This is a genomic window from Collinsella sp. SGI.178 (genome assembly GCF_050313495.1).
GTDB lineage: Bacteria > Actinomycetota > Coriobacteriia > Coriobacteriales > Coriobacteriaceae > Collinsella.
In genome coordinates, this window is record NZ_JBNPLM010000013.1 from 44,832 (window position 1) to 56,668 (window position 11,837).

Genomic DNA, 11,837 nt, shown 5'->3' on the forward strand with positions numbered 1-11,837 from the left:
CTATCCCAACTGGAAAAACAGGGCAAGGCCCAGAGCGCCAAAAGCGGCAGCGACAATCCAAAAACGGATGACGACCTTAGTCTCGGCCCATCCCTTCTTCTCGAAATGATGATGAATGGGCGCCATAAGGAAGACGCGCTTATGCGTAAAGTGGAAGTAGACGACCTGAATCATGACCGACAGGGTCTCGACGATAAACAGGCCGCCGATGATGAGCGAAACGACCTCGGTGTTGGTCATAATGGACGTGCAGGCAAAGGCCGCACCCAAGGCAAGAGAGCCGGTATCACCCATAAAGATGCTCGCCGGATAGCAGTTGAACCAAAGGAAGCCCAGGCAAGCACCAGCACATGCGGTACAGAAGATAGACAGGTTTACGTCACCGTGCAAAAACGCCATGGCAGCCATGGCAAGCATGGCAATCATGGAGGTGCCACCGGCAAGGCCGTCCAGGCCATCGGTCAGGTTCACGGCATTAGAAAGACCGGCGATCATCAGCCAGCAAAAGACGATGTAGAGCCACGGAAAGGTAAGGCCACCAATGGTGGTCGAGAAGATACCGAGGTCAATCGTCAGACCGCCGGGAAAACGAATCTCGGGGGCAACGCCGCACCAGCTGACGGCAAGCACGGTAAACGTGACGCAGATGATGGTGAGACCGATCATCTTGGCGTGGGGCGTCAGGCCGAGCGAACGACCGTGCGTGACAGAGGTCAAATCATCGATAAGGCCCAGAACGCCGGTTGCAAGCGTGGCAAGCAGCACGAGCACAAGCTCGGTGGTGAGCTTGCCCATCAAAAGACACGTCAGCGAAACGGCTACGAGAATGACAACGCCGCCCATGGTGGGCGTGCCCTGCTTAATCAGGTGGCGTTTGGGTCCATCGGCGCGGACCTGCTGGCCGATACCCTCGACCTTAAGAAGCTTGATCCACCACGGCATGAGCAGCAGCGCAATGGCGGCGGCGATGCCAAGTCCCAAAAAGGCCTGGTATGTAGGATACGCGGGGTTCCCGAACATGGGCTAGCACACACCTTCCACAAAGCGGTCGAGCTCGACAAAGCGAGAGCCCTTGACCAGCACAACGTCATGTTTCTCAAGTGCGCCGGCCATACGGTCGAGCACCTGCTGATAATCGGAGAACACCTGGATGCGGTCCTCGTCCATGCCCATCATGCGCGCGGCTTCGGCCATACGAGCGGCCAGCTCACCGCCCACGCACGCCAGCATATCGAGCTTCTTAGCCGCGGCATAGGCGCCCACCAGCTCATGCATGCGGGGGGCCTCGTCGCCCATTTCGCCCATCTCGCCCAGAATCGCCATTCGAGAGCCAGAACACGAAAGCGAGCACAGCAGGTCAAGGCCAGCAGCCATGGATTCGGCGCTGGCGTTATACGAGTCGTCGATAATGCGGGCACCGCTCTTGGCGTGTTTAATCTCCTGACGATGACCGGTAATCGCGATACCCCTAAAGGCAGCGTCGATCTGCTCGGGAGTCACACCCAAACGATAGGCAACTGTGGCGGCCTTAACGGCATTGGGAACGGACTGGACGCCGGGAATGGCGAGCATGGTGTCAACGGACTCACCCATACCAAAGTCAAGCGTAAAGACCGGGCGGCCCTCGTCATCAATGTGAATGCCGCGGGCGCAAACCTCATCAACATCCGAAACACCCGCCAGCATCACGTCGATACCCGCGGGCTCGGCAAACGTCTCACGAATGAACGGGGTGAAGTCGTCTTCGCCGCCCAAAACCAGCAACGGGAGAAGGTCGTCGGCGGCACACATGCCCCCAACAATCTCGGACTTAGCGCGGGCGATATTCTCGCGACTTCCCAGGATTCCAATATGAGAGGTGCCGATCTTGGTCACGATGGCAAGGTTGGGATTGGCGGACCGAGAAAGGCGCTCGATCTCGTGAAAATGGTTCATACCCATCTCGAGAACCAGCACCTCGGTGTCGGCAGGAGCGGCCAAAACCGTGAGCGGCATACCGATCAGATTGTTGAAATTACCCTTGGTGGCCCAAACGCGATAGCGCTTGGCAAGCACTGCCGCAAGGACATCCTTGGTCGTCGTCTTACCGATAGAGCCGGTAATGCCAACCACGAGGCAGCCAAGCTGCGTGCGATAGGCATGTGCCAGGCGCAGCAAAAATTCCTCGGGATCATCGGTGTGTAGGATGGCGCAGCCCTTACGCTGAGCCAGCGATACAAGCTCGGCGTTGGGCTCGCGCGTCATCACAACAGCGCCGGCGCCCGATTCGATGGCGCGGGAAGCAAAATCGTTGCCGTCGACTTTTTCACCCGGAAAGGCAACAAAAATCGTGCCTTCCTCAACCTGGCGCGAGTCGATAACGCACCCACGGCATACCCGATCGGCTTCTCCCGTCACGGTCCGGGCCCCTGTTGCGGCCGCGAGGTTGTTGACGGCGATCTCTATCATTGCAGCTCCCCTGTAAACCTAATAATGCTATCGGCGTATTGTATCCCAGCGCCGCGCATGCGTGGTGCAGGGCATGTGAACACCCTCCAGATTAATCGACAGCCCTTTCCAGGATTGTAACCCCCTACTTGGTGCGTGGGATACCCAACACATCGAGCGCGTTAGCCATAATGACCTGGAACGGCACGGCGGCGGCATCCGAACCGCTCGGCGTTCCGTCGAGCGTGATATAGCACAAAACCTTGGGTGCTTGCGCCGGGGCAAACCCCATAAAGGACGACATATAGCTCGCTTTGAGGTAGCCGCCTTTTTCATCGGCGCGCTCGGCCGTACCGGTCTTACCCGCCACGTCGTAACCGTCGACGGCGCCCCCGACACCCGTGCCCTCGGAAACGACCGTCTGCATGCACGATATCACCTGGGCGGCGGCGTCCTCAGAAATCGCCTGCTCGCCCTCGCCCCAGTCCTTCTCCTCGCCTTTGCTGGATTTATAAAAGTGCGGCGTCATCATCACGCCGTCGTTGGCAATGCCGCCCACGGCGCGTGCAATCTCGATCGGCGAGACAGACAGCGCTTGGCCAAAACTCATCGAGCCCAACGTGGCACCGTCATACTGGTCACGCTCCTTGACAATGCCAAGGCTCTCGCCGGGAAAATCGATGCCCGAACTGTGTCCAACGCCCCATTTGTCCACGTACGCGGCAAAATCGTCCGCGCCGATCTTATGCCCGACCAATACAAAGCCAACATTGGATGAGCGGCGCATCATCTCGCGCACATCCATGGTCATGGCGTAGTCACGCTTATCGGCATCGGTGACGGTATCGTCGCCGACTTTAATGCTCGCCGGCACCTCAAACGACGTACTCGAGCGCACGACGCCCAAGTCGAAACCCGCACCTGCAACGAGCGTCTTAAAGACCGAACCGGGTTCATACGCATCGGTGACCAAGCGCAAGTTCATATCCTCGGTCTTGGCGTTCTCCAGATCGGTCGGGTCGTAGGTCGGATACGAACAGGCGGCCAGAATCTCGCCGGTAGTAGGGTCTGTCACCAAAGCCGAACCGTTCTTGGCTTTGGTCTTCTCAACCGCCTCCGCCAGAGCGTCCTCTGCTGCACGCTGGATATTGACATCCAGCGTCGTCACGATGTCAACGCCATCGATGGCGGCAACCTTTTTATAGGCGCCACCCGCAATATAGCTATCGTCCCTCGCACGCTCTCGTACCAGCGTGCCGTTTGTTCCGGTCAGCAATTTGTCATATTGCTTTTCAAGGCCCGTTAGGCCCACGTTGTCAACGTTCACCACGCCTAGAACCTGCGAAGCCAGATTGCCGTATGGATACACCCGCTTCATCGCCTGCTCAAAGAGCACGCCGGGCAGATTTTTCTTCTTCAATGCCGCGGCATCGTCCTCGTCCACCTGGCGCTTGATATACACCCAGGTGCCATCGGACTGAACCAGCTTGCGGCAAGTCTTCTTATCGATTCCAGTCGCCTTAACCAAGGCCGATACCGTTTTATCGACATCCTCGATCAGCTGTGGATTCACGGCGACATTGCTGCACTCGACCGACGACGTCAGCACGTTGCCGTTTCGGTCGTAGATCGTGCCGCGTTTGGCGTAAAGCGTCTCCGCAAGCAGGCGTCGAGCATCGGCGCGCCCGCGCAACTCATCGGCATTTACAATCTGGTAGTCGGCAAGGCGGATGGCGCCCGCAGCCAGGCCCAAACCGATACAACCCATGACGACATTACGGCGAGGCAATGGCGTCCCCGTAAGCCATTCGGTCGAAGATCGTCTATTCGATCTGCTATTGCGTACTTGAGGGTCATCCGAGCCGCGAAGGCGCGACGTTGGGTCGTTGCCACGATTCGACCCCAAGTTGTAAGATGACCGACCCGATCCTTGATAACCAGAACGTCCCCGCGAAGAGGGACGTCCCTGCCCGCGACTTCCGTCTGGACCGCGGCGATAATCATTTGTCATACTCAGCTACCGTCTTATTACTGGACAGCCGCAGCCGAGCTAGCGCCCGCGGCTGCATCCTGCGAAAAATCAAGTGTAACGCTCTCGCTGGGCTCCACCATGCCATAAGCGCCCGCAAGATCGCGAATGCGCGTATCGGCACCATAAACAGAGTGCATGACCTCAAGGTCAGAGCTCTCATCGGTCGCCTTCTCGAGCGTGTTGGTAAGCTCGGCGTTGCTGTTGAGCACCTGGGCCGTAACGCTTGCAAGCGCCACGCGGGCGACGCCAATCGTCATGAAGATAGCCGCAATGATGCAAAACGTTTTAAGAACGCTCATGAAAACCGGGCTTACCGCCTGGTTTGCCTGACGGCCCGCGCCCGTGTAGACATCAAAGCGCGGTGTGCGCTGCTCACGGGGAGCAGCGGGCGCCTGCGGTGCCTCGCGGTAGGCGGGCATGGCGTTCATATCATAGGCGAGTGCTGCGTTTGAGGTGTTGTAGCCCATGATATGCCGCCTCCCATCCCGAGTACGTTGGTAGTGTGTTTAAGCTTCGTTTATGGTGCGAGCGGGAGGTCCAATATCGCGCGCGTAACGCTACAAGCGCTCCGCCACGCGGATTTTGGCTGATCTCGCCCGAGGGTTGCGCGCAACCTCATCGGGTTGGGCAACCAAGGGTTTGCGGGTGATGACCTTGAGTATCGGCACGTTGCCGCACACGCACACCGGAATCTCCGGCGGACACGTGCACCCCTGGCTCATCTCCTTAAAGTGATTCTTTACGATACGGTCCTCGAGCGAGTGATACGAGATGACGCAGATGCGTCCGCCCGGGTTGAGCCACCTGGTGGCGGCGTCAAGTCCTCTCTCGAGCACATCGAGTTCATGATTGACCTCGATGCGAATGGCCTGGAAACTTTTCTTGGCCGGGTGTCCGCCATGCCGACGAGCGGCAGCCGGAATGCCAGCCTTGATGATCTCGACAAACTGACCGGTGGTTTCAATCGGTTCGGACTCGCGTCGACGCACGATCTCGCGTGCGATCTGCGAGGCGAACTTCTCTTCGCCATAGACGCGTAGAATCCGGGCGAGGTCGTGTTCGTTATAGGTGTTGATGACCTCAGCTGCGTTTAGGGTGTTGTTACCCGGATCCATCCGCATGTCCAATGGGGCATCTTCGTTATACGAAAAGCCCCTGCCAGGGATATCGAGTTGCGGTGACGAGACGCCCAAGTCGAACAGGAAGCCATCGACCCCGGGCACCTCGGCCGAGCAAAGCAGCTCGTCCAAGTCGCCAAAGTTACCCTTCAGCAGCTGATGCGGGACGCCGGGGACCTCGCGGTCCAGACGGGCACCAGCGGCCTCGAGGGCCATGTCGTCCTGATCGACGCCAAGCAAAAGACCCGTCTCCCCCACCTGCGCGGCCATCTTTACCGAATGACCGGCACCGCCAAGGGTGCAATCGCAGACGACAGATCCGCTCTTTAGCTGCAGCGACTCAAGCACTTCGCCGAGCATGACAGGTTCATGCCGATATTCTTGTGTCAAGATCCCACGCTCCATCCGTTACTCATGCCTTGCCCTTACGAGAAGAAGAGGTCCAGCAGAGCCTCATCGTCATCGTCCTCATCGGCCGTAGCACGGTCCCAAACCTCGAGGTGGTCGTAGTTGCCCACAACCGTGACCTCGCGGTCGAGGTTCGCCTGCTTGCGGAGAGACTCAGAAAGACCGATACGACCGGCGCTGTCCACATCCATCGAGGTGGTGCGCTTGTTGATCGCCCTCATGAGTTTCTGGTCGTTGATGTCACGCGGGTTAAAACCCTCGTGGCCCTCACGACCCGCGAAGAGTCCTTCGACCCACTTATCGAAGGCCTCGGCAGAGAACACGTACAGAGCATCGACATCCAGGGCTTTGAACACGCGAACATGCTCTCCAAGCTCCTCGCGAAGGGGTGCAGGCAGGGACAGACGACCTTTTGCATCGAGATTGCGCTCGTATGCACCCGTCATTCCCATGTGCGCCCTCCCCTCGGTTACTCAGATGGCACGTACGCGGGGAACCACCCCGCCTGTCGACGTCATTAATAATATGGGGAACTGCCCCATTTTTCAACATCTTTCCCCACACCTTCCCCCATAACACCCCACCACTCCACCCTCTATATGCTGTAAAACACCCTCGTTCATATGTTCGAAAACACAATATGTTGTGTTTACAGCAAAGCCGGGATGCCATCTGTAGCAGCCCGGCTTTCAACCTCAACCTTCAAGTTGACCTTGAGGCGAATTTTGTGTCCCTTTACGCACCGTTCACATCGCCCCCCCAAACTTCCCCGCCAACGTCACGCGCGACCCACCGGCGCATCGGCGCAAGACAAAAGATGGGGCGGACCCCAGATTGCCGATACGCGCACAAAACCGCGTCACGACAACCTGGGGTCCGTCCCCCATTAGTTGTAAATATGCAGGTCAAAGAGTCGCTAGCGATGCGCCAACGGATGAGCCGCCAGGTAGACCTCGGTCAGCTGCGTGCGGTCGACATGCGTGTAGACCTGTGTGGTCGAAATGTCGGCATGTCCCAAAATCTCCTGTAGCACGCGCAGGTCGGCACCGCCCGCAAGCATATGGGTCGCAAAGGAGTGACGCAAGGTATGAGGATGAAGCCCCACCAGTCCCACCTGACGCCCGTATCGCTCGCATATGACATGAACACTCTGACGCGACAGGCGACCACCGTTCTTATTTAAAAAGACTGCCGGTGTCTTTGACCCGCGGGCATGAGCGGCCAGGCGCCGACGCCCATCAGCAATATATTGAGCCATAGCCCGTGCGGCACTTCCCACGAGTGGGGCAAGCCGCTCCTTCGAGCCCTTGCCGCGCACCAGCACAAAGCCGTCGTCAAAATGAACGTCGCCCACATCGAGCCCCACCAACTCGCTCACGCGCAGGCCACATCCATAGAGCACTTCCAAAATGGCATGGTCCCGCAAACCCATCTCCCCTTCCGGGAAATCTTGGTCGAGGAGCGCCGAGACATCCCCTACCGAAAGATACTCCGGAAGGCGCTCCGCCTTTTTGGGCAGGCGCAGTGCAGCCGTCGGGTTTTGGGCGACGATCCCATCGCGAACCAAAAAGGCATGCAAGCCTTTCACGGCCGCAACTGCACGCTCCACCGAGGCATCGGAGTAGCCCCCGTCGCGCCGATCACCGACAAAACCCTCTATTATCTGACGGTTCACGCCTTCAAAGGACTCAACACCGGCCCGCTCCAGGTAGGAACAGTAAGTCGTCAAGTCACGACGATATGCCGCGATCGTATTGCGCGCCAAGCCTCGCTCGACCGCAAGGTAATCAAGATACTCCCCCGTCACCGTATCGAGCAACGAGGGAGTATCTTCGGTATGTCTTTCGTTCGCTGACACCCTTAGTCCGTCGCGAGGTTCATGGGCGTCACCTGCAGGCGATCGACACCCTCGTGCTGGCCAATCGAGGCGCGCACGAACTCGCGGAACAGAGACTGCGGCTTGGTCGGACGGCTCTTAAACTCGGGGTGGGCCTGGGTGGCCACATACCACGGATGCACGTCACGCGGCAGCTCGACCATCTCGACCAGACGCTCGTCAGGCGAAAGACCCGAGATAACCAAACCCGCGTCCTCGAGCTGGTCGCGGAAGGCATTGTTGAACTCAAAGCGATGACGGTGGCGCTCATAGACAAGCTCCTCGCCATAGGCCTCGCGCGCAAGGGTATCGGCAGCGAGCTTGCACGGATAGGCGCCCAGGCGCATGGTGCCGCCCTTCTCGGTCACGTCCTCCTGCGAGCTCATCAGGTCAATTACGCTAAACGGACCGTCCGGATCGAACTCGGAGGAGCTAGCGCCGGCAAGGCCGACCACGTTGCGGGCAAACTCGCACACGGCGACCTGCATGCCCAGACAAATGCCCAGATACGGAATCTTATGCTCGCGAGCAAACTCGGCAGCAAGAATCTTGCCCTCCAGGGCACGCTTGCCAAAGCCGCCGGGCACCAAAATGCCCGATGCGTCGCCTAACACCTCGGAGACGTTCTGCTCGTCGAGGCTCTCGCCGTCGACCAGCTGCACGTCCACATGACGATCATAGAAAACGCCTGCATGATGCAGGGCCTCGATGACCGACAGGTAGGCATCGGGGAGCTGGGTATACTTGCCCACAACGGCGATCTTGACCTTGTCGGCATGGTGGTTGGCATGATTCTGTTTGCGCAGGAACTCGTTCCACTCGCTCATGTCGCGCTCGCGCGGGTCCAAGCCCAGGCGCTCGCAAATGCGCAGGTCAAAGTCCTGCTCGGCGAGCAGCTGCGGCACATCGTAAATACTCGCGCAATCTTCGTTGGTAAAGACGCAGTCGGTATCAACGTCGCAGAAGCTTGCGATCTTGCCACGGATGGCATCGTCGATATGGTGATCAGAACGCAGCACAATGATGTCGGGCTGAATGCCAAAGCTGCGAAGCTCCTTGACCGAATGCTGCGTGGGCTTGGTCTTGACCTCGTGCGCGGCGGCGATATAGGGGACGAGCGACACGTGGATGTAGCAGACGTTCTCGGGACCGGCCTCTTTACGGTATTGGCGGATGGCCTCCACGAACGGCTGCGACTCGATATCGCCAATCGTGCCGCCCAGCTCGGTGATGACCACGTCGGAACCGGTCTGCTCCTCGATGCGGCGGAACTTATCCTTAATGGCGTTGGTGACGTGCGGAATCACCTGAACGGTGCCGCCTAAAAAGTCACCGCGACGCTCGCGGGCAATCAGGCTCTTGTAGATAGCGCCGGTCGTAAAGTTGGAATCACGGGTAAGATTCTCGTCAATAAAGCGCTCATAATGGCCCAGGTCCAGGTCGGACTCGTAGCCATCCTCGGTCACGAAGACCTCACCATGCTGAAACGGGCTCATGGTGCCGGGGTCGACGTTCAGATACGGGTCGGCCTTCTGCATCGTCACCTTGTAGCCGCGTGACTTGAGCAGACGGCCCAACGAGGCCGCGGTGATGCCCTTACCCAAGGACGAAACTACGCCGCCGGTTACAAACACATGCTTGGTCATATTGAATTACCTGCGCTTCCCGTAGAAGTTTTCCATTCACATCTTACGGGTCTTCATTGTAATACTCGAAAAGCAAGCCGCTCGCTATTTTTCACCCGCATGCCCGCATTTCTCCATCTCGAAACAAAACACCGCCCAAGTAGCTTTGGGCGGTGCAGGCTCGTCGAAACTGCCGTGTTGTTACCGATCGGCAGTCTCATCCTTCAACATATCTTGAACAAGCATGCCGGCACGAACACCCTTAAGGTACCACTCGCCTCGCCCGGTCAGGCATATGCCGTTTGCAAGCTGGCCGCCATCATCGTTATAACGAGAAACGACCTCGATAAGGCCATCAGAATCCAAACGGTCGATTGCAGCGCGGGCACGATACGGCGAAACCCCTACGCACTCGGAGAGTGTCTTGCGCGAGAAACCGTACGGCACACCGTTTCCCTTAGATTGCCGAGCAATCTCCATCAGCACCAGCACCTCGACACGCTTCATATCGTTGACACTCGCACGACCCTTGCCCGCCATGGCAGCCTCCTCAAACCGAGCACGAGCATCAAAAGCACCGCGCATGACCGGCGCATCCCTCGATGGCCGGCAACATCCATCATGGGTAGCCCCGCAAAAGATGTATCCACTGAGGTAATTGTATACCGCGCAAATCGCTTTTGGGCAGGTAAACGGCCTAAATTTCGGCAAATTAAGCCCTAAAAACCCCTAAGTGCCGCATCGGGTGCGCACTCCGATGCGGCGTCTCATCTCAATCTTAGCGATGGAAGAAACCGCGGCGCTCAAACTTGGGCTCACAGCACACGTTAATGCCCAGCTTGCGCAGCACCGTCTCGTCCGTAGGCGAGATAATCACGCTAAAGAAGGCGTCGCAGCCGCGCAGCTGCTCAAGACCCGAAAGAACACGAGTAGCCGTCTCGCTCGTGGCCGAGGTGATAGAGAGCGCCATGAGCGTCTCGTCGGTGTGGAGACGCGGGTTTTTGCTGCCAAGGAAATGCGTCTTGAGCTTGCTGATAGGCTCAATCGCCTCATCGCTGATGACCTCGAGCTCAAGATCGACGCCCGAAACATGCTTAAGCGCGTTCATGATGAGCGAGCTCGCGGCACCCAGACGCGTTGAGGTCTTTCCGGTCACTACCGAACCGTCCGGCATCACCATGGCACCCACGGGACCGCCCGTCAGTTGCTCCCTGGTGAGAGCAGCCGAGCGTGCCGGCGAATAGTTCTTGTCGATGCCGGCTTTTTTCATAATGAGTTTGAGACGGTCGACCTGCTCATCGCCCACGCCAGTACGGCGCACGCTTTCAACCGCGGCAAAATAGCGGCGCACGATCTCCATCTTGGAGGCATCTCGGCATGCATCGTCATCGGTAATGGCAAAACCGACCATATTGACGCCCATGTCCGTGGGGCTCTGATAGGGGCTCTCGCCCAAGATCTTTTCCATCAGGGCGCGAACAACCGGGAACGCCTCAACGTCTCGGTTGTAGTTGACCGTGGTCTTGTTATATGCCTCAAGGTGGAACGAGTCGATGATGTTGGCGTCATCGAGGTCTGCCGTGGCAGCCTCATAGGCAATGTTCACCGGATGCGTGAGGGGGAGATTCCAGACCGGGAAGGTCTCAAACTTGGCATAGCCGGCAGCGGTGCCATGCTTGTGCTCGTGATACAGCTGCGACAGGCAGGTGGCGAGCTTACCCGAGCCAGGGCCGGGCGCCGTCACGACAACGAGCGGACGCGTGGTCTCGACAAACTCGTTCTTGCCGTAGCCTTCATCAGAAACGATCAGGTCGACATCGTGCGGATAGCCCTCGATGGGATAGTGCAGCTTGGCGGGAATGCCGAGCGCGTTTAGACGATTGCGGAAGACGTCGGCAGCGGGCTGACCGGCATACTGCGTGATAACCACAGCGGCAACGGCAAATCCGTTCCCGCGGAACAGATCGACCAGACGCAGGACGTCCTCGTCATAGGTAATGCCCAAGTCGCCACGGGCTTTGTTCTTCTCGATATGGTTCGCATTGATTGCGATGATGACCTCGACGTCGTCGGCAATGCTCTTGAGCATGCGGAACTTGCTGTCCGGTTCAAAACCCGGCAGCACGCGGCTCGCATGATAGTCATCGAACAGCTTGCCGCCAAACTCCAAATACAGTTTGCCGCCAAACTGCGAGATGCGCTCCTTAATGTGAGCAGCCTGCAGCTCGATATACTTCGCGTTGTCGAAACCCTGGCGCATGTATGGCTCCCGTCCCGTTTCCATTTAATGTCCTAGGCGATTATAGCGGAGCAGACCCTCCCCCACCGACGAGGCCGGGGCAGCTAATTTG

Annotated in this window: 10 protein-coding genes; all 10 read right to left on the reverse strand. The window is 58.3% G+C overall.

Annotated features, from left to right (window positions below):
* Positions 1-1,020, reverse strand: coding sequence for a phospho-N-acetylmuramoyl-pentapeptide-transferase (gene mraY, locus ACQRAQ_RS05290; RefSeq protein ID WP_154515238.1), 1,020 nt, complete (start codon positions 1,018-1,020; stop codon positions 1-3).
* Positions 1,021-1,023: 3 nt separating this feature from the next.
* On the reverse strand, positions 1,024-2,448 hold the full coding sequence (locus ACQRAQ_RS05295) for a UDP-N-acetylmuramoyl-tripeptide--D-alanyl-D-alanine ligase (RefSeq protein WP_427794150.1): 1,425 nt from the start codon (positions 2,446-2,448) through the stop codon (positions 1,024-1,026).
* A 124-nt stretch (positions 2,449-2,572) separates the two neighbouring features.
* The gene (locus ACQRAQ_RS05300) at positions 2,573-4,216 is read right to left on the reverse strand and encodes a peptidoglycan D,D-transpeptidase FtsI family protein (protein ID WP_427794151.1); all 1,644 of its coding nucleotides are present in this window, start codon (positions 4,214-4,216) and stop codon (positions 2,573-2,575) included.
* A 239-nt stretch (positions 4,217-4,455) separates the two neighbouring features.
* Positions 4,456-4,926 carry a hypothetical protein gene (locus ACQRAQ_RS05305; RefSeq protein WP_427719178.1) on the reverse strand — a complete coding sequence of 157 codons (471 nt, stop codon included), beginning with the start codon at positions 4,924-4,926 and terminating at the stop codon, positions 4,456-4,458.
* A 90-nt stretch (positions 4,927-5,016) separates the two neighbouring features.
* Positions 5,017-5,982 (reverse strand): 16S rRNA (cytosine(1402)-N(4))-methyltransferase RsmH, encoded by a 966-nt coding sequence (gene rsmH / locus ACQRAQ_RS05310; RefSeq protein WP_154515233.1) that lies wholly within the window; start codon positions 5,980-5,982, stop codon positions 5,017-5,019.
* 20 nt (positions 5,983-6,002) lie between these two features.
* The gene (locus ACQRAQ_RS05315; RefSeq protein ID WP_035137949.1) at positions 6,003-6,437 is read right to left on the reverse strand and encodes a division/cell wall cluster transcriptional repressor MraZ; all 435 of its coding nucleotides are present in this window, start codon (positions 6,435-6,437) and stop codon (positions 6,003-6,005) included.
* Positions 6,438-6,901: 464 nt separating this feature from the next.
* A complete protein-coding gene (xerD, locus tag ACQRAQ_RS05320; protein ID WP_427727632.1) occupies positions 6,902-7,843 on the reverse strand; it encodes a site-specific tyrosine recombinase XerD in 942 nt (313 codons plus the stop codon).
* Between the two features lie 2 nt (positions 7,844-7,845).
* Positions 7,846-9,507 (reverse strand): CTP synthase, encoded by a 1,662-nt coding sequence (locus ACQRAQ_RS05325; protein ID WP_427794152.1) that lies wholly within the window; start codon positions 9,505-9,507, stop codon positions 7,846-7,848.
* 180 nt (positions 9,508-9,687) lie between these two features.
* On the reverse strand, positions 9,688-10,071 hold the full coding sequence (locus ACQRAQ_RS05330) for a hypothetical protein (protein ID WP_154515229.1): 384 nt from the start codon (positions 10,069-10,071) through the stop codon (positions 9,688-9,690).
* A 193-nt stretch (positions 10,072-10,264) separates the two neighbouring features.
* On the reverse strand, positions 10,265-11,746 hold the full coding sequence (locus ACQRAQ_RS05335; protein ID WP_154515227.1) for a DUF1846 domain-containing protein: 1,482 nt from the start codon (positions 11,744-11,746) through the stop codon (positions 10,265-10,267).
* Positions 11,747-11,837: the final 91 nt, after the last annotated feature.